The following is a 16,903-nucleotide window of genomic DNA, read 5'->3' as shown; positions in this document are numbered from 1 at the left end:
TATCCCCAGACCGGCCGACTCGCCGGACAGACGCAGAGGGCACGGCATGAGCGAAGCAACCACCAAAGGACGACGCACCCGTGGCGGCGGAGGCGCGGCCCGTCGGGCCGAACGCACCGCTGTGAGTTTCGACAGCGCCGCCGTCATCCAGCGTAATATCCCCGATATCGAAATGCTGAATGCCGAGGCGCTGGAGATCATCGAAACCAACGCCGAAACGGTACTGGAGGAAATCGGCGTCAACTTCGTCAACAACCCCGCCGCGCTGGAGCGCTGGCGTCAGGCCGGGGCCGATGTCCACGGCGAACGGGTGCATATCCCCCGCGGCCTGGCGCGTCAGCTGATCGCAACGGCCCCGCGCCAGTTCACCCAGGTGGCCCGCAACCCGGAGCGCAGCGTCGAGATCGGGGGGCGCAATCTGGTGCTGGCGCCGGTCTATGGCCCGCCCTTCGTGCGCGACGCCGCCGGCGGCCGCCGCTATGCCCGGATGGAGGATTTCCGCAACTTCGTGAAGCTGGGCTACATGTCCAAATGGCTGCACCATTCCGGCGGCACGGTCTGCGAACCGACGGACGTGCCGGTGAACAAGCGGCATCTGGATATGTTGCTGGCCCATATGACCCTGTCGGACAAGCCGTTCATGGGCTCTGTCACCGAACCCTCCCGCGCGCGCGACAGCGTGGAGATGTGCGAGATCCTGTTCGGGGCCGAGTTCGTGCAGCGGAACACGGTGATGACCTCGCTGATCAACATCAATTCTCCGCTGACCTTCGACGACGTGATGATGGGCGCGCTTGAAGTCTATGCGCGCAACAATCAGGCCTGCATCATCTCGCCCTTCATCGTGGGTGGGGCCATGGCGCCGGTCTCGGTCGTGGGCACGCTGACCCAGGTTCTGGCCGAGGTTCTGGCCGGCGTGGCCTATTCGCAGCTGGTGCGCCCCGGCGCGCCGGTGATCTTCGGGGCTTTCGTCACCTCCATCGACATGAACAGCGGGGCGCCCACCTTCGGCACGCCGGAGGCCAGTCAGATCCTCTATGGCGCGGGTCAGCTGGCGCGGCGGCTGGGGCTGCCGTTCCGGTCGGGCGGGGGGCTGTGCGGGTCGAAACTGCCCGATGCGCAGGCCGCCTACGAGACGACGCAGACGTTGAATGCGGCGCTGTTCGGCGGGGTGAATTTCATGCTGCACGCCTGCGGCTGGCTGGAGGGGGGGCTGGTCGCCTCCTACGAGAAATTCGTGATGGACGCCGATCAGCTGGGCATTCTGCACAAGATGGCGCAGGGGGTCACGGCGGATGCCGAGGCGCAGGCGATGGACGCCCTGCGGGAGGTCGGGCCGGGGGGCCATTTCCTGGGCTGCGGCCATACCCAGCGGAATTTCAAGGACGCGTTCTGGCGGACCGAGCTGATGGATTACAAGCCGTTCGAGACCTGGGACGAGGAAGGCGCCCGCGATACGCAGACGCTGGCCGCCGACCGGGTGGCGAAGATGCTGGCGAATTACCAGCAGCCACAGCTGGATCCGGGCATCGCCGAGGGGCTGGCCAGCTATGTCGCCCGCAAGAAGGCGGAGGCGCCGGACGCCTTCATGTGATCGACCTGCGGCCCGCAGCCGTGGCCGGCCAGGCGCCGGGCGGCGGGGTGGATATCACCGCTTCGGCCCCTTCGCCTTGGCGTCCGCTTCTTCCAACCCCGGTATTTTACGGTCGCGCGGTGTGGTGGATTGTTCCGCGCGACATCTGTCACGTCTCTTCGGACCTGCCCTTCCGGTCTGTCCCGTGGTGCGGCCGCCCGGAGGCCTGCGCCGGGGATCAGGCCGGACCCGGCCGCGTGACCCTGGCTCCGACGCTGTGAGGTGGCACCAATGCCAGGCTGTCGGGCAAGGACGGCGCGGCCTGGCGCAGCGCGTGGGTGGCGATCACCGCGCCCAGGGCGGTGACATGGCCCGGCGCGCTGTAACTGGCATCGCGGGCGCGGCGGCGGGCCTCGTGCTCGGCCTCGTCCTCCAGCAGGCGCAGCAGATGCGCCGTTGATCCCGGCGCGGCGCAGCAATCCTCGGGCTGATCAAAGCGGCGCGCGGCCTGTCCCGCGGCAATTCGCGCGGCGGCCACCAGAAGGCGCGGCCGGCGCAAGGTTCTGACCCGTGTATCTACATCCTGCATCGTCATTCTCCTTGGTGCGAGCATCCCGACACCAGCAAAGCGGCGAGAGCGTTGCGCATTACGGAATCCAGCGCACGGTCAGGAAAGAATAGTTTATCAAATGGAAACAATTATCGGAGCAACGGCCGATATTAACCATTTGGCAAGTTTCTCGCCGTTAACTTGTGGATAAATGTGGGGATAAATACGGCCAGAGGGATCGACCAGCCAAGACAGGTTGGAAAACACCGGCAAGCGGGTGTCGTGGCAACGATGCATGCAGGCCGGGTCCAGCAGCCGGAACCGTCCCGAATTCGTGAAGGAGCCTTGACGATGACTGCGCATGCGACCCGTACCCGGCCCTGCACCGGGCCCAATCCGCCCCCCAGGCTGGTGACCGACGACTTGCCTGATCCCGATCTTCAGGAGATCCTGCAAATGCTCTGCGAGCCGGCGACCTGCCTGGCCCTTGCCTTCGATATGGAGCGCGCCGTGCTGGTCCGCTCTGACGCGCAGGGCCAGCCCGAGCGCCGCGCAGTGGTGGATCGCCAGCAGGTGCATCGCCTGGCCGATGCGGGATGGATCCATTGCGCCACGCCGGGGCGCATCATGCGATATACGATCACCGCCGTCGGTCGCACCGCGCGGGACGAAATCGCGGAGAACAGCGCCAAACCTCAATCGCCGTTGACCTCCGGGGCGGATGCGGCAGGGCGTGCGGCGCGGGGCTATCGCTGTGACACGCCGGTCACAGCCCTGGGGCGGCGTCGGGATCGGGACGGGGCGCGGTTCCTGTCACCGCCGCAACTGCGGGCGGCGGAACGCCTGCGGGAGGATTTCGAACTGGCCCGCATGACCGCCGGCACGCAGATCGACTGGGCGGAAATCCCCGATCGGCCGATCCCCGACACCGCGATCGGACCGGCGCTGCGAGATCCGCAGACGCGGGTGCGCGCCGCCCTGGCAGAGCTGGGGCCGGGGTTGGGTGACGTGGCGCTGATGTGCTGCTGTCACCTGACCGGGCTGGAAGAGGTCGAAAAGACGCTCGGCTGGTCCGCCCGCTCGGCCAAGATCGTGCTGCGCATCGCGCTGGAGCGCCTGCGCCGGTTCTACGACGATCAGCCCCGTGATTGCGGTCTCATCGGCTGAACCGCGACCTTAGGGCGCGCGGACAGGTTAACGGCCGTCAAGGCCGCCAGGGTCGGGGGGGAATTCTCCGGCCTGTTTTTGTTTCCGAAGTGGAAACTCAGCCGCCGACAATCCAGCCCACACCATAGGCCACAACCGCACAGATCGCCCCCACAGCGACGGTTTCCCCGACGCTGCGGCCCGGATTCTCGCCCGTGGCGCGCCAGCGCAGAAGACCCAGACCGGTCAGCGCGCCCAGGGTTGCGGCGATCGACCAGTGGAACGCCTGGGTCGAGGGCGGACCCAGGAAATAGGGCAGCAGCGGCACCGCGCCAAAGGTCACGAAGGCGCAGAAGGTGAACAGGCCGTTGACCGCCGGGTCTTCCTCCTCCGGGTCATGCATGCCGAATTCATAGGTCATCATCAGGTCCGCCATCATCGCGGGATGGCGTTGCAGGATATCGGCGGCGGCCAGGGCATCGCTCTGCGGCAGGCCGCGCTGGCGCAGAATGGTTTCCAGCTCCTGGCGTTCGCGGGCGGGATTGCGGGCGATCTCCTCCAGCTCCATCGCGCGGCGTCGGTGGTAGAGATCACGCTGTGCCCGGCCAGACAGGAATTCGCCCAGCCCCATGCTGACCCCGTCGGCAAAGAGGTTGGCCAGTCCGAAAACCAGCACCGCCATGCCGCCGATCTGGGCCACCCCCTCTGCCGCCGCCCCGGCAAAACCGGCGACGATGGCAAAGGTGGTGACGATACCGTCATTGCCGCCATAGACGATCTGGCGCAGGAATTCCTGCAACCGTCCCAATTTGTGCGCCTCGCGGCGGTGCGTGTTCCAATCGATGGACATCGTAGGCTCCGGGCTGGGGGACGTGCGGCGGGCGCCGTCTGTCGGGGCCGGGATTAAGCGGCGGCGACGGGCATGGCAACCGCCGCGTGATCGGCGCGGCGCGGAAACCGCCGCGCATGCAAAGGGCCGGGAAATCCATCCCGGCCCTTCGTCGGTGTGGGTCGGCAAGACGGGTCAGGCCCGTGTGGGCGTCTCGTCCGTGACGGGGATGGCGTTGGCATCATCCTCGACGGCGCGGCGTACACCGGCCTCGTAATCGGGATGCACCTTGGCCAGCACGGCGTACCACCGCTCCTTCACGCTGTCGGAGCATGGCCCCATGGCCGAGGCCATGTTGGAATGCAGCCGCGCGCGCTGTTCGTCGTTCAGAACTTCGGCATAAAGTGCCCGGGGCTGAACGAAATCCGCGTCCGGATCGGCCTGGTCATAGCGCGCCGCGTCGCCGTCGATCTTCATTGGCGGTTCCGTCGCCGCCGGGTCGGGGCGCGCCGCCTCCTCGTATTGGTTCGGTTCGTAATAGGCGTCCGGGTGGCCGGTCTGCTGCGGGAAGAACCGCATGCCGCCGTCCTTGTGATAGAAATGCACCTCGGCCGCCTTGGCGACGTTGGCGGGCAGCTGCTCGTAATGGGTGCCCAGCCGGTAGCGATGCGCATCCGCATAGGAAAAGACCCGCGCCTGCAACATCTTGTCCGGGCTGAAGGAGATGCCGGGCACGATGTTGGACGGCGAATAGGCCGCGTTCTCGACGTAGATGAAGTAATTGTCGGGATTGCGGTTGAATTCCAGCTCTCCGACCTCGATCAGGGGAAAATCGCCATGCGGCCAGACCTTGGTCAGGTCGAACGGGTTGAACGGCTGGTTGGCGGCGTCTTCCTCGTTCATGACCTGAATGAACATGGTCCATTTGGGGTGTTGCCCCTCTTCGATCATGTTGAACAGGTCTTCCTGATAGCTTTCACGGGTCTTGCCGATCAGCGTTTCCGCCTCTTCATTGGTGAAATGCGCATGGCCCTGCTGGGTCTTGAAGTGGAATTTGATCCAGTAGCGTTCGCCGGCATCATTCCAGAAGCTGAAGGTATGAGAGCCGTAGCCGTTCATCCGGGCCGGGTTCTGCGGGATGCCGCGATCGGACATCAGGATCGTGACCTGATGCACCGATTCGGGTTGTGCCGCCCAGAAGTCGAACATCGCTTCCGGCGAACGAAGGTTGGTCACCGGGTGGCGTTTCTGGGTGCGGATGAAATCGGGGAACTTGTAGGGGTCGCGAACAAAGAAGATCGGGGTGTTGTTGCCGACCAGATCCCAATTGCCTTCTTCGGTGTAGAATTTCAAGGAAAAGCCGCGCACGTCCCGTTCGGTGTCGGCCGCGCCCAATTCGCCCGCCACGGTGGACCAGCGCGACAGGACCTCTGTCTTCTTGCCGACCTCGGAGAAGATCGCCGCCTTGGTGTATTTCGTGATGTCATGGGTCACGGTGAAAGTGCCGAAGGCACCCCAGCCCTTGGCGTGGACGGCGCGTTCGGGGATGCGTTCGCGGTTCTGATGGGCCAGCTTTTCGATCAGCTGGTAATCCTGCATCAGCAGCGGACCGCGCGGCCCGGCGCTGAGGCTGTGTTCGTTGGTGGGCATTGGCGCGCCGGCGCTGGTGGTCAATTTCCTGGACATCGGTCCCTCCTGTCGTCGGTTTCTGTGGAGAGTATCTAGAACAGTTCTAATAAGGTCCAATTGCAGATTGTTCGCCTTGTGATAGGTTTTGGTTATGAATATCACCCTCCGTCAGCTGAGCTATTTCAAGGCTCTCGCCAAACACGCCCATTTCGGCCGCGCGGCCGAGGCGGTGCATGTGTCCCAACCCGCGCTTTCCGTCCAGATTCGCGAATTGGAGACGACGCTGGGCGCTGCGCTGGTCGAACGTGGACCGCGCCGGGTGGTGCTGACCGCCTTTGGCCGGACGGTGCTGGCGCAAACGGACAAGGTGCTGGCGGAGATGCAGGTGATGCAGGATATGGCGCGGTGGAAGGGCGGATTGGCCGGTGACCTGCGGTTGGGATTGATCCCGACGGTCGCGCCCTACCTGCTGCCCGGTGCGCTGGCCGCGATCCGTGCGCGCGACATCGGCCTGAATGTCCAGGTGGAGGAGGCAAAGACCGCGCGCCTGCTGGACGACCTCTTTGCCGGGCGTCTGGACGCGGCGGTGATCGCCTTGCCGGCAGATGCGCCGGGTCTGGTGGAATTGCCGCTGTTCGAGGATCGGTTCCTGCTGGCCGGATCGCCTGCGCGGTTGCAGGCGATGGACCCCGCCGCCCGCAACCTGACGCCCGAGGATCTGGGTCGCACGCCACTGATGCTGTTGGAGGACGGCCATTGCCTGACCGACCAGGCGCTGGCGGTCTGCGGGCGCGGCCGGGAACATGCGCTGATCAACATGGGCGCCTCGTCGCTGGCGACATTGTCGCGGCTGGTGGCGGCGGGGTTCGGCCTGACCCTGATGCCCGAGCTTGCCGCCGGGGTCGAGGGGCAGGGGCTGGCGATGCACCGCTTTGCCACGCCGGAACCCAGCCGCACCATCGGCCTGGTGCGCCGCGCCTCCAGTCCCGATGACGGGTGGTTTCACACCCTGGGCACCCTGCTGGCCGAAACCGGGGCCGAGATCACGCGTGCGGTGCGCGCGCAGCCTGCCTGACCGGGTGACCGCGCCGGGCCGGCGGTATTGGGGGGTGGCACCGGGTGGCGCTTGGGGAAATCCACAGGGGGTGGCATCGGGGTGACGCGCGGATGACGGGGCGCAGGCTGCGACAGGTCGGGCAGGGCGCCTCATCGACTGCCTTCCCTGATACCCCTCGGCCCGTCCCGCGGTTCCGCGCCAAAAGATCGCACTCCCCGCGCCGGGCCTTGGACTTCGACGCCGCCGCGATACCTTGCAAGGCAGGTACCCCTTTGCCGGAGGTTTGGGATGTTTGACGCCACTGCACTGGAACTGGCCCGGATCCAGTTCGCCTTTACCGTTTCGTTCCATATCATCTTCCCGGCCTTTTCCATCGGCCTGGCCTCCTATCTGGCGGTGCTGAACGGGCTGCATCTTGTCACGGGGCGCGAGGTCTACCTGCGCCTGTTCGACTATTGGAAAATCATCTTCGCGGTGGCCTTCGGCATGGGCGTCGTGTCGGGCATCACCATGTCCTATCAATTCGGCACCAATTGGTCCGTCTTCTCCGACAAGACCGGGCCGGTGCTGGGCCCGCTTATGGGATACGAAGTCCTGTCGGCCTTCTTTCTTGAGGCCGGGTTTCTGGGGGTGATGCTGTTCGGCCGGTCCAAGGTGGGGCCGAAGTTGCATTTCCTGGCCACTTTCATGGTGGCCATTGGCACATTGGGGTCGGCCTTCTGGATCCTGTCGGTGAATTCCTGGATGCAGACGCCGCAGGGCCATGGCGTGAACGAAGCGGGGCAGTTCATCCCGCTGGATTGGTGGGCGATCGTCTTCAACCCCTCCTTTCCCTATCGGTTGGTGCATATGGTGTTGGCGGCCTATCTGACCACCGCGCTGGTGGTTGCCGGGGTCGGCGGCTGGCACCTGCTGCGCGACCGTGCGGATCCGGCCGCACGGCGCATGTTCGTCATGGCGATGGGGATGCTGGTGGTGGTCGCGCCGCTTCAGATTCTGGCCGGTGATCAGCACGGGCTGAACACGCTGACGCATCAGCCCGCCAAGGTCGCCGCGATGGAGGGCCATTACGACGGCCACCCCGAGGGCGGCGCCCCCCTGATCCTGTTCGGCATTCCCGACGATGACGCGGCCGAGATCCGCAACGTGATCGAGATCCCGAACCTGTCGTCGCTGATCCTGACCCATGATCTGACCTCTCCCTTGCCCGGGCTGAAGGATTTCCCGGAGGATCAGCGGCCCCCGGCGGAAATCGTCTTCTGGTCCTTCCGAGTGATGGTCGGCCTGGGGTTCGCCATGCTGGGACTGGGGATCTGGGGCGTGGTCGCCTGGGCGCGTGGGCGGATCTGGCAGGCGCCCTGGCTGTGGCGCGCGTCGATGGCCATGGGGCCTGCGGGATTTGTGGCGGTGCTGGCGGGCTGGATCACGACGGAGGTCGGCCGCCAGCCCTGGACCGTCTACGGTGAGCTACTGACCGCCGACAGCGTCTCCCCCCTGCGGCTGGAGGCTGTGTCGGCCTCGCTCACCGCCTTTGTCCTGGTCTATTTCGCGGTGTTCGGCGCCGGAACCTTCTATATCCTGCGCCTGATGTCCAAACCGCCCGAAGGCGGCAATCCAGAGCCGGACATGGGCCCCACCCGGGCCGAAGGCATCACCCCCGGCACCGTCCGGGGCCGTCATCCGCAAGGGGAGACCTGATCCATGTGGTTCGAACTCGCGCATATCTGGGCCGCGCTGATCGCCTTTGCCATCCTCGCCTACGTGGTGCTGGACGGCTTCGACCTGGGCATCGGCATCCTCTACCCGCTGCTGCGCCGGGGGGAGGAACGCGACACCGCGATGAACACCGTCGCGCCGGTCTGGGACGGCAACGAAACCTGGCTGGTGCTGGGCGGCGGCGGGTTGTTCGCTGTCTTTCCGCTGGCCTATGCGGTGGTGATGCCGGCGCTGTACCCGGCGGTGATCGCCATGCTGCTGGCGCTGGTGTTTCGCGGCGTGGCCTTCGAATTCCGCTGGCGCGCCACGCGCGGGCGCTGGATCTGGGATCTGTCCTTCTTTGGCGGATCGCTGATGGCGGCGCTGTCGCAGGGGATCATCCTGGGCGCGCTGGTGCAGGGGATCGAGGTGGAGAACCGGCAATATGCGGGCGGCAACTGGGATTGGCTGACGCCGTTCAGCGGGCTGACGGCGGTGGCGCTGATCTGGGCCTATGCGCTGCTGGGGGCCTGCTGGCTGGTGATGAAGACCACCGGCGACCTGCGCGACCGGGCGCGCGCCATGGCCTGGGTCGCGGGGGGCGGGACGCTGGTGCTGGTCGGGCTGGTGTCGCTGGCCACGCCATTCCTGAACCCGGCCTATCTGGACCGCTGGTTCGACCGGCCCAATGTCTTTTTCACCCTCTGGGTGCCGGCGGCGATCCTGGGCGTGGCGGCGCTGTTCTTTCACGGCATGCGCCGCGACCGGGACGCCTTGCCCTTCGTCGCGGCGCTTGGCCTGTTCGTGCTGTGTTTCATCGGGCTGGGGATCAGCTTCTTCCCCTATATCGTGCCGCCCTCCCTGACCATAATCGAGACGGCTGCACCGGAATCCTCGCTCTGGTTCCTGCTGGCGGGGGCGTTGGTGCTGGTGCCCACGATCCTGGCCTATACCGCCTATGCCTATTGGGTGTTTCGCGGCAAGATCGAACCGGGGGAGGGGTATCATTGACCCGTCGCGCGCCATGAAACGCCTCTTCTGGTTTGTCCTGCTCTGGTGCGGTGGCGTCGCCGCCGTGGGCCTGCTGGCCCTGCTGATCCGCACCGCGATCATGTAAGCCGCCCGGCGCGTGTTCCCGCGACAAGGCCCCTGCCACGCCCCCGAGCGAAACCGGACCCGGAACGCAAAAAGGGCGCGCCCTCGCGGTGCGCGCGCCCTGCTTCATCATCCGCAACCGCCGGGGGAAAGTTGATCGCGCCGCGCTCGGAAGGCGGCCGGACTTTCGCCCCGGCGAAACGGCAGCCAGATCAGGCCGCCGCTTCCTTGCGGGCTTCTTCCAGATAGGCCAGCAGCGTCTCGGGGCTGGATTGGCCATAGGGGTCTTCGCCGTGGTTGTCGGCGATCCCCGGCTCTTCGAACCAGGCCTCGACCGTGCCGTTGTCGATCACCGCGGCATAGCGCCAGGACCGCAGGCCAAAGCCCAGGTTGTCCTTGCGCACCAGCATGCCGACGCGGCGGGTGAACTCGCCGGAGCCGTCGGGGATCACCTTCACATTGCTGATGTTCTGCGCCTTGGCCCATTGGTTCATGACAAAGCTGTCGTTGACCGACATGCAGTAGATCTCGTCCACGCCCAGCTCCTGGAAGCGGGCGAAGTTCTCTTCGAACCCCGGCAGCTGGTAGGTGGAGCAGGTCGGCGTGAAGGCGCCGGGCAGGGAGAACAGGATCACCCGCTTGCCGTCGAAGTAATCCGCCGTGGCCTTGTCCTCCCAGCGGAACGGGTTGCTGCCGCCGATGCTCTCGTCGCGGACGCGGGTGTGAAAGGTGACTTTGGGAAGCTTGGCGCCGGTCTGCATGGCCATCTCCTGCGTTGAGTGTGAATTTGTCCTCCTTTTCCCCAAGGGCGACCGCGCGTGCAACCGTTTTTCTGCATCTGCATTGGGCGGAGGCGTTGGGGCAAGTTTTTGATATGTCAGATCAAAGCACGGGGATTGCACGGTAATGCTGCGTCTGCATCGTCCAGCGTCCCACCTTTTGCAGACCGGTCATGCACCCCATGGCGGTTTGGTTGGTCCCGCGATATGCTATCTGCCAGTCAGACAGGCACCCGGGGCTGGCACAGAACGTCCGGCACCCGAGGAGGAGTAGCAAGATGCGCGATCTCAAGATCCCGGAACAGCGTCACCCCGAGAAGGCGCGCCGCCCCGACAACGCCCAGCCCAAGAAACCGGATTGGATCCGGGTCAAGGCGCCCTCCGGCGCGGCCTATGCCGAAACCCGCCGCATCATGCGCGACAACAAGCTGGTCACCGTCTGCGAAGAGGCCGGGTGCCCCAATGTCGGCGAATGCTGGAGCCAGGGCCACGCCACCATGATGATCATGGGCGACGTTTGCACCCGCGCCTGCACCTTCTGCAATATCGCCACCGGCAAGCCGCCCGAGGCGCTGGACGTGTTCGAGCCGGGGCGCGTCGCCGAGGCGGTGAAGAAACTGGGGTTGAACCATGTGGTCGTCACCTCCGTCGATCGCGACGATATCGAGGACGGCGGGGCAGAGCATTTCGCCCAGACGATCCGCGCCATCCGCCACCGGTCGCCGGGCACCACGATCGAGATCCTGACCCCGGATTTCATCCGCTGTGACGACAGCGCGCTGGAAATGGTGGTCGCGGCGAAACCGGACGTGTTCAATCACAACCTTGAAACCGTGCCCGGCCTCTACCCGGAGGTGCGGCCCGGCGCGCGCTACTTCCACTCCCTGCGCCTGCTGCAACGGGTGAAGGAGCTGGACCCGGAGATCTTTACCAAGTCCGGGATCATGGCCGGGCTGGGTGAGGACCGGCAAGCGGTGGTGCAGGTGATGGATGACATGCGTGCGGCGGATGTCGATTTCCTGACCATCGGGCAATATCTGCAACCAACGCCGAAACACCACGCCGTGGCGCGGTTCGTGCATCCCGATGAATTCGCCGCCTATGAGAAAGCCGCCTATGGCAAGGGATTCCTGATGGTCTCCGCCACGCCGCTGACCCGGTCCAGTTATCACGCAGGCGACGATTTCGCCCGTCTGCGCGCGGCCCGGTTGAAACGGCTGGGCAACGGCTGATCGGCCAGGCCCTGTGACGGCGGTCCGGCACCGGGATCGCCCGTGCCGGGCGATGCGCGCCGCGCGGCGGTATTTGTCGCCCGAAGGACACAGGCGTCGTACGAAAGATGCGAACACCAGTTTCGAAGGATCAGGATTGACGGGGCGGGCGCTGGATGGCGGCCGCCCCCGGCCTGTCAGGGGACGGGTGGCACGGCCTTGAGGTAGGCGGCGATGGCGGCGCGATCCGCGTCGGTCAGCTGTGCGGTATTGGCGATGACATCGGCCATTTCGCCGCCGGCCACGTCGAATTCCGGAGTGAAGCCGCTGCTGAGATATTCCGCGATGTCGCCTGCGGACCAGTCCAGCCCGGCGGGGGTGATGTTGGGGATCCGTCCCTCGCCCGAAGGGTTGGGCGCGCCGCCCAGCCAGGCGGTGCGGTCCACCCCGCCCAGCGCGTTGCGCGCGGTGTGGCATTCGGCGCAATGGCCCAGTGCCTCCACCAGGTAGCGGCCGCGCGCGACCTGATCGTCAGCCGGGTCTGTCAGTACCCAATCGTCTTTCAGAAACAACAGCTTCCAGCCACCCAGAGCACGGCGGATATTGAACGGGAACCCGACCTCGTGCGGCGGGGCCTGGTTGTCGCTTGCCGGTAGGGTGGTGAGGAAGGCGTGGAGATCGGCCACGTCCTGCGGCGTTGCGCGGGCATAGGAGGTATAGGGAAACGCCGGATAGTAATGCGCGCCGGAGGGGGAGACACCGCGGATCATCGCATTGGCCAGATCCATCGCCGTCCAATCGCCGATCCCCTGCGCGGAGGGTGAGATGTTGGGCGCGTAGAAGGTGCCGAAGTCGGAGGCGAAGGCCCGGCCACCCGCCAACACCAGCTTGGCCGCGTCCTGGGCGCCTGGGGCGGCGTGGCAGGAGGCGCAGCCGCCGGCATAGAACACCTGCTCTCCGCGGGTGGCATCTCCGGTGACACCATCCAGCGCGGTGTCGGGCAACCGGTCAGGGCGGGTCAGGAACCAGGCGGTGGCAAGTCCCGCCACGATCACGAAAGCCAGCAGGCGGAGAAGGGTATACATGGCGCGTCCTTGGGCGGGGGCGGACTGGAGCGGTGTCGGTCCAGAGGGTGAGGGCGTGGATCAGGCGGGAGCGTCCGACCGTGGATATGGTGGAGGGCGGCGGTCAGGCCGGGCGGTGCCCCGATGCGGAGGCCGGGGGCGCATCTCGGGGCGGCGGCCCGACACCCGGAGCTGAAAGGCGGCACCGGGGCCAGGGGGTCTGGGCCGGGGCGGGGCTGCATGTAGCGCCGGCCCCGTCCCCGGTCCGATCCGGACCGTCAGTTCGACTGGCGGAACTCCTTGTGGCAGGCACCGCAGGCTCCACCGATGCCACGCATCGCGCCCTGAAGCGTGGCCAGATCCTGTCCGGCGGCGGCCTGCATGTCGGAGGCGGCCTCCGTCATGGCGGCAATCGCGGCGTCGAAATCCTCGGGGTTTTCCCAGATCGCGGGCAGGGCGCGGGTGGCGTCGCCCAGCGCGTCATTGCCCGATCCCTCGACCCAGAGGCCGGTCTGATCGATATCCGAGAGCGCATGCAGATCGGAGGCGGCACGACTGGCCACGGCGGGGTCGAATGCGACCTCTTCCTTGGCCATGGCGCCCAGAATGCCGAGGTTCATGGCATACATCTGCATCAGTCCCTGACGAGCCTTGATGGCGCCGGCGGTGGCGCGGTCCATGTGGCTGGCGGCCTGGGCGGCGCTGGCGAAGGTCAATCCGGCAAGAGCTGCGGCGGCGACGATGGTTTTCATGGTGTTCTCCGTGAAAGGACATTGCAGATCACGGTACCAAAGGTTTGCACCGCCGTCTCTGACACTTCTGTGAAGCGGAGGATTTTCCGGCGCCGGGCACCCGGTGGCCCGGCGTGGCGATTCGCGCCGGTTTGGCCTGCGGATGACCCCCGGTCAGTGGCGCAGGCTGTTGGGGGCCAGCCAGTCGGGAAAGCCTACCAGCTGTTCCAGCCCCCAGATCGCAAGGCAGGCCAGGATGATGCCCAGCACCAGCAGTACGCGTTTCTCCGAAGGGGGATTTCGTGCCCAGCGGGAGGCGCGCAGCAGCCAGCGGGTCGGATCCATCAGGTGAACCTGACCTTGCCGATGAACGGCAGGTTGCGATGGTGCTGGGCGTAGTCGATGCCGTAGCCGACGACGAATTCGTCGGGGATCTCGAACCCGGTCCAATCGGCCCGGAAATCGACTTCCCTGCGGGTGGGTTTGTCCAGCAGTGCAATGGTTTTCAGCTTCTTGGGCTGGCGCGCCGTCAGCATGTGGATGACATGGTTCAGCGTGTGACCGGTGTCCACGATATCTTCCACCACCAGCACGTTGCGCCCGGCGATTTCGCCGCGCAGATCCTTGAGGATACGGACCTCCCGGCTGCTTTCCATGGCGTTGCCATAGGAGGAGGCCTCCAGGAAATCGACCTCCACGTCGCGGTCGCCCAGCTCGCGCACCAGGTCGGCGATGAACACGAAGGAGCCGCGCAGCAGGCCCACCACGACGATCTTCTCGTCGGCGGGGAAATCATGCCGGATGCGGCGGCACAGATCCTCGATCCGGGCGGCAATCGACTTGGCCGAGATCAACTCGTCGATGACATAAGATGCTTGAGACATGGAGATCCCCTTGATTTTGCCGCCCGCTTCTACGACATCGCAAGGCGCAGGGAAACGCCCCAAGGAGCCACATGCCGATCCATTCCGAAACCCGGAGCCTGCCGTATAGCGCGCAGCAGATGTATGACCTCGTCGCGGATGTGGGATCCTATCCCGAATTCCTGCCCTGGTGCGCCGCCGCGCGCATCCGGTCGCAGGAGGATCTGGGCGATCACAGCGTGATGGAGGCCGACCTTGTCATCTCTTTCAAGGTGTTCCGGGAGCGATTCGGCAGCCGCGTGACCCTGTGGCCCGAAACGCGGAAGATCGACACCGAATACCTGGACGGGCCATTTCGCCACATGCGCTCCACCTGGGGGTTTCGCGATGTGGACGGCGGCTGCGAGGTCGATTTCTTCGTCGATTTCGAATTCCGCAACGCCATGTTGCAGCGATTGATCGGCGTGGTCTTCAACGAGGCGATGCAGCGGATCGTGCGCGCCTTCGAGGATCGCGCCCGCGCGCTTTACGCCTGATCCGGTGCAGGGCAGCGTCGGGGCCGTGTAAACGGCGGCCCCGTCGATGGGCCGCCGTGTGGGTCCGTCAGCGATGCCCGTCAGCTCAGGATCCAGCCAGGAGAGGGCCCACAGCCAGGTAAGGGCCCGCTCAGTATCGGACATTGAGTTCTGGGCCGCGTCAGGAAACGTGGTCGTAGGCCCGCTCTCCATGCTGGGCGAGGTCGAGGCCGTTGACTTCCGTCTCCTGGTCGACGCGCAGCGGCACCAGCAGCGACACCAGCTTTACCAGCGCCCAGGTCATCACAAGGGTGAACACCCCCACCACGGCCAGCCCGCCCAGCTGCGCAGCCCATGTTCCGGCGCCGAAGACGGCGATCATGACCGTGCCGAAAATCCCGCCGACGCCGTGCACCGCAAAGACATCCAGCGTGTCGTCGATGCGGATGCGATTGCGAATCAATGTCACGGCCTCCTGGCACAGCACCCCGGCGATGGCGCCGATGATCAGCGCCTCTGCCGGGCCGACGAAGCCCGAGGCCGGCGTGATGGAGGCCAGGCCCGCGATGGTCCCGGTCACGATGCCGACCAGGGAGGCCTTGCCGTGTTTCATCCGTTCCCAGATTGCCCAGGACAGGGAGGCCGTCGCGGCGGAGATATGGGTGACGGTCACCGCCATGGCGGCGCCTCCGTCGGCGGCCAGCTGCGAGCCGCCGTTGAACCCGAACCAGCCCACCCACAGCATCGCGGCACCGATCATCACGTAGCCCGGATTGTGCGGCGGCTTGGACGCGTCGCGGCGCCGGCCCAGCAATACGGCGATCACCAGCGCGGCCAGCCCGGCGGTTTCATGCACCACGATGCCGCCTGCGAAATCGCGCACGCCAATCTCACCAAAGATCCCGCCATCCGCCAGCATCCCGCCGCCCCAGATCCAATGCACCACCGGCGCATAGCAGATCAGCATCCACAGGGTGGAGAACAGCACCACCCAGGCGAAATTCGCCCGCTCCACATAGGCGCCGACGATCAGCGCGGGGGTGATGATGGCGAACGTCATCTGGAAGGCAAAGAACAGCACTTCCGGCAGGGAGCCCGCCAGACTGTCCACGGTGACCCCGGACAGGAAGGCCTTGCCCAGCCCGCCCCACAGCGCGCCGCCCTCGCCAAAGGCGATGGAATAGCCCAGGGCGAACCAGGCCACGCTCATTGCGCAGGCGATGGAATAGCATTGCATGAACACGCTGAGCACATTGCGCGACCGCACCAGCCCACCGTAGAACAGCGCCAGCCCCGGCAAGGTCATGAACAGGACCAGCGCCGTGGCGGTGATGATCCATGCGGTATCGGCTGCGTTCATCGGTGTTCCCTCCCGTTTCGATGTGGGGGGCAGATGGCGAACGCGGGACGGTGAAGAAAAGGGCGAAGGCGCGCGGGCGGGGTGAAAAAGGGGGCGTTTCGCAAATCGCCCGTATTTTCACCGCAAAAATTGTGCGAATGCCGGTTTTATGGGCGGCTCTGTGCTGCCTCTGTCAGCAGCGCCAAGGCATGATCACAGGTAGCCGCGCGCACCGCGTCCCGGCCCAGGGGGCCGAAATCAACCGTTTCGACCCGCAGGTGATCGGCGCCGCGCACCACGGCGAAACAGACCCGGCCTTCGGGTTTGGTCGCGGTGCCGCCAGGCCCGGCCACGCCAGAGACGGCAACAGCCAGGTCCGCCCCCAGGGCCGCCTGCGCCCCGCGCGCCATGGCCCGGACCACCGGTTCGGACACAGCGCCGTGGCGGTCGATATCCGCCGCCGGAACGGCCAGCAGGTCGCGCTTGGCCGAATTGGCATAGGAGACGATGCCGCCCAACACCACCGCCGAGGACCCCGGTACCGCCGTCAGCGCCGCCGCGATCAGCCCGCCGGTGCAGCTTTCTGCGGTGGCGATGGTCAGCCCTGATGCGGTGCACAGGTCGAGAAGCCGTTCGGCTTGGGCGGTGGTGTCGGCGCTGAACGTCATGGTGTTGGTCCTTCGGTCGTGGAGCGGTTGCAGGGCGGGGCTTTGGTGCACCCGTTGTGCCCCAAGTCAGACGGGGCGCCAAGGGGCGCGGGGTATCGGCGCCCGTTCCGGGCGATGCGCTTCGCGCAGCGGTATTTGGCGCCCGAAGGAGGGGGGAGG

18 protein-coding genes are annotated in these 16,903 nt (G+C 66.1%); 8 read left to right on the top strand and 10 right to left on the bottom strand.

Annotated elements, in window-relative coordinates; all coding sequences use genetic code 11:
* Positions 1-46 precede the first annotated feature (46 nt).
* Positions 47-1,594, top strand: coding sequence for a trimethylamine methyltransferase family protein (locus tag G5A46_RS14180; protein ID WP_163850376.1), 1,548 nt, complete (start codon positions 47-49; stop codon positions 1,592-1,594).
* Between the two features lie 217 nt (positions 1,595-1,811).
* Here G5A46_RS14180 and G5A46_RS14175 read toward each other — a convergent pair whose 3' ends face one another.
* Positions 1,812-2,162: a DUF6477 family protein gene (locus tag G5A46_RS14175; protein WP_163850374.1), complete on the bottom strand. Its 351-nt coding sequence runs from the start codon at positions 2,160-2,162 to the stop codon at positions 1,812-1,814.
* A gap of 312 nt (positions 2,163-2,474) precedes the next feature.
* On the opposite strand from G5A46_RS14175, the gene G5A46_RS14170 reads away from it, so the two are divergent.
* Positions 2,475-3,290 carry a DUF6456 domain-containing protein gene (locus G5A46_RS14170; protein WP_163850373.1) on the top strand — a complete coding sequence of 272 codons (816 nt, stop codon included), beginning with the start codon at positions 2,475-2,477 and terminating at the stop codon, positions 3,288-3,290.
* Positions 3,291-3,387: 97 nt separating this feature from the next.
* Here G5A46_RS14170 and G5A46_RS14165 read toward each other — a convergent pair whose 3' ends face one another.
* Together G5A46_RS14165 and G5A46_RS14160 are read right to left on the bottom strand one after the other, a co-directional pair.
* A complete protein-coding gene (locus G5A46_RS14165) occupies positions 3,388-4,119 on the bottom strand; it encodes a VIT1/CCC1 transporter family protein (protein WP_163850371.1) in 732 nt (243 codons plus the stop codon).
* Between the two features lie 174 nt (positions 4,120-4,293).
* The gene (locus tag G5A46_RS14160; protein ID WP_163850369.1) at positions 4,294-5,784 is read right to left on the bottom strand and encodes a catalase; all 1,491 of its coding nucleotides are present in this window, start codon (positions 5,782-5,784) and stop codon (positions 4,294-4,296) included.
* 94 nt (positions 5,785-5,878) lie between these two features.
* On the opposite strand from G5A46_RS14160, the gene G5A46_RS14155 reads away from it, so the two are divergent.
* The 4 genes from G5A46_RS14155 (at position 5,879) to G5A46_RS14140 (ending at position 9,596) form a co-directional block, all read left to right on the top strand.
* Positions 5,879-6,802 carry a LysR substrate-binding domain-containing protein gene (locus tag G5A46_RS14155; RefSeq protein WP_163850367.1) on the top strand — a complete coding sequence of 308 codons (924 nt, stop codon included), beginning with the start codon at positions 5,879-5,881 and terminating at the stop codon, positions 6,800-6,802.
* Positions 6,803-7,072: 270 nt separating this feature from the next.
* Positions 7,073-8,482 (top strand): cytochrome ubiquinol oxidase subunit I, encoded by a 1,410-nt coding sequence (locus tag G5A46_RS14150; RefSeq protein WP_163850365.1) that lies wholly within the window; start codon positions 7,073-7,075, stop codon positions 8,480-8,482.
* 3 nt (positions 8,483-8,485) lie between these two features.
* Positions 8,486-9,490, top strand: a complete 1,005-nt coding sequence (cydB, locus tag G5A46_RS14145) for a cytochrome d ubiquinol oxidase subunit II (protein ID WP_163850363.1) — start codon at positions 8,486-8,488, stop codon at positions 9,488-9,490.
* Positions 9,491-9,503: 13 nt separating this feature from the next.
* Positions 9,504-9,596: a DUF2474 domain-containing protein gene (locus G5A46_RS14140; RefSeq protein ID WP_163850361.1), complete on the top strand. Its 93-nt coding sequence runs from the start codon at positions 9,504-9,506 to the stop codon at positions 9,594-9,596.
* Between the two features lie 190 nt (positions 9,597-9,786).
* Here the strand turns inward: G5A46_RS14140 and G5A46_RS14135 are convergent, their stop codons facing one another.
* Positions 9,787-10,335 carry a peroxiredoxin gene (locus G5A46_RS14135; RefSeq protein WP_163850359.1) on the bottom strand — a complete coding sequence of 183 codons (549 nt, stop codon included), beginning with the start codon at positions 10,333-10,335 and terminating at the stop codon, positions 9,787-9,789.
* A 296-nt stretch (positions 10,336-10,631) separates the two neighbouring features.
* On the opposite strand from G5A46_RS14135, the gene lipA reads away from it, so the two are divergent.
* A complete protein-coding gene (gene lipA / locus G5A46_RS14130; RefSeq protein ID WP_163850357.1) occupies positions 10,632-11,585 on the top strand; it encodes a lipoyl synthase in 954 nt (317 codons plus the stop codon).
* Between the two features lie 176 nt (positions 11,586-11,761).
* Here the strand turns inward: lipA and G5A46_RS14125 are convergent, their stop codons facing one another.
* From G5A46_RS14125 to hpt, 4 genes are all read right to left on the bottom strand, one after another.
* Complete coding sequence (locus G5A46_RS14125) at positions 11,762-12,649, bottom strand: c-type cytochrome (RefSeq protein WP_163850355.1); 888 nt, start codon at positions 12,647-12,649, stop codon at positions 11,762-11,764.
* A gap of 257 nt (positions 12,650-12,906) precedes the next feature.
* Positions 12,907-13,380, bottom strand: a complete 474-nt coding sequence (locus G5A46_RS14120; protein ID WP_163850353.1) for a c-type cytochrome — start codon at positions 13,378-13,380, stop codon at positions 12,907-12,909.
* Positions 13,381-13,533: 153 nt separating this feature from the next.
* Positions 13,534-13,704 (bottom strand): hypothetical protein, encoded by a 171-nt coding sequence (locus G5A46_RS19660; RefSeq protein WP_204318761.1) that lies wholly within the window; start codon positions 13,702-13,704, stop codon positions 13,534-13,536.
* The gene (hpt, locus tag G5A46_RS14115; protein WP_163850351.1) at positions 13,704-14,243 is read right to left on the bottom strand and encodes a hypoxanthine phosphoribosyltransferase; all 540 of its coding nucleotides are present in this window, start codon (positions 14,241-14,243) and stop codon (positions 13,704-13,706) included. The genes G5A46_RS19660 and hpt overlap by 1 nt, the downstream gene beginning before the upstream one ends.
* A 71-nt stretch (positions 14,244-14,314) precedes the next feature.
* Between hpt and G5A46_RS14110 the strand changes: the two genes are divergently transcribed.
* Complete coding sequence (locus G5A46_RS14110; RefSeq protein ID WP_163850349.1) at positions 14,315-14,758, top strand: type II toxin-antitoxin system RatA family toxin; 444 nt, start codon at positions 14,315-14,317, stop codon at positions 14,756-14,758.
* Positions 14,759-14,918: 160 nt separating this feature from the next.
* On the opposite strand, the gene G5A46_RS14105 is transcribed toward G5A46_RS14110, so the two are convergent.
* Positions 14,919-16,097, bottom strand: coding sequence for an ammonium transporter (locus G5A46_RS14105; RefSeq protein WP_163850347.1), 1,179 nt, complete (start codon positions 16,095-16,097; stop codon positions 14,919-14,921).
* Positions 16,098-16,243: 146 nt separating this feature from the next.
* Positions 16,244-16,744 (bottom strand): CinA family protein, encoded by a 501-nt coding sequence (locus G5A46_RS14100; RefSeq protein WP_163850345.1) that lies wholly within the window; start codon positions 16,742-16,744, stop codon positions 16,244-16,246.
* Positions 16,745-16,903 lie beyond the last annotated feature (159 nt).

The sequence above is a fragment of the Pseudooceanicola aestuarii genome (assembly GCF_010614805.1).
Lineage (GTDB): Bacteria > Pseudomonadota > Alphaproteobacteria > Rhodobacterales > Rhodobacteraceae > Pseudooceanicola > Pseudooceanicola aestuarii.
Note: the sequence above shows the minus strand (reverse complement) of the source record. Positions and strands in the feature narration are given on the sequence as shown.

Coding starts and splice junctions, on each gene's coding strand:
- G5A46_RS14165 (WP_163850371.1), bottom strand. CDS start 4,119: ATGTCCATCGATTGGAACACGCACCGCCGCGAGGCGCACAAATTGGGA.
- G5A46_RS19660 (WP_204318761.1), bottom strand. CDS start 13,704: ATGGATCCGACCCGCTGGCTGCTGCGCGCCTCCCGCTGGGCACGAAAT.
- G5A46_RS14175 (WP_163850374.1), bottom strand. CDS start 2,162: ATGCAGGATGTAGATACACGGGTCAGAACCTTGCGCCGGCCGCGCCTT.
- lipA (WP_163850357.1), top strand. CDS start 10,632: ATGCGCGATCTCAAGATCCCGGAACAGCGTCACCCCGAGAAGGCGCGC.
- G5A46_RS14140 (WP_163850361.1), top strand. CDS start 9,504: ATGAAACGCCTCTTCTGGTTTGTCCTGCTCTGGTGCGGTGGCGTCGCC.
- G5A46_RS14120 (WP_163850353.1), bottom strand. CDS start 13,380: ATGAAAACCATCGTCGCCGCCGCAGCTCTTGCCGGATTGACCTTCGCC.
- G5A46_RS14150 (WP_163850365.1), top strand. CDS start 7,073: ATGTTTGACGCCACTGCACTGGAACTGGCCCGGATCCAGTTCGCCTTT.
- G5A46_RS14160 (WP_163850369.1), bottom strand. CDS start 5,784: ATGTCCAGGAAATTGACCACCAGCGCCGGCGCGCCAATGCCCACCAAC.
- G5A46_RS14110 (WP_163850349.1), top strand. CDS start 14,315: ATGCCGATCCATTCCGAAACCCGGAGCCTGCCGTATAGCGCGCAGCAG.
- G5A46_RS14155 (WP_163850367.1), top strand. CDS start 5,879: ATGAATATCACCCTCCGTCAGCTGAGCTATTTCAAGGCTCTCGCCAAA.
- G5A46_RS14135 (WP_163850359.1), bottom strand. CDS start 10,335: ATGCAGACCGGCGCCAAGCTTCCCAAAGTCACCTTTCACACCCGCGTC.
- G5A46_RS14180 (WP_163850376.1), top strand. CDS start 47: ATGAGCGAAGCAACCACCAAAGGACGACGCACCCGTGGCGGCGGAGGC.
- G5A46_RS14105 (WP_163850347.1), bottom strand. CDS start 16,097: ATGAACGCAGCCGATACCGCATGGATCATCACCGCCACGGCGCTGGTC.
- G5A46_RS14125 (WP_163850355.1), bottom strand. CDS start 12,649: ATGTATACCCTTCTCCGCCTGCTGGCTTTCGTGATCGTGGCGGGACTT.
- G5A46_RS14100 (WP_163850345.1), bottom strand. CDS start 16,744: ATGACGTTCAGCGCCGACACCACCGCCCAAGCCGAACGGCTTCTCGAC.
- cydB (WP_163850363.1), top strand. CDS start 8,486: ATGTGGTTCGAACTCGCGCATATCTGGGCCGCGCTGATCGCCTTTGCC.
- G5A46_RS14170 (WP_163850373.1), top strand. CDS start 2,475: ATGACTGCGCATGCGACCCGTACCCGGCCCTGCACCGGGCCCAATCCG.
- hpt (WP_163850351.1), bottom strand. CDS start 14,243: ATGTCTCAAGCATCTTATGTCATCGACGAGTTGATCTCGGCCAAGTCG.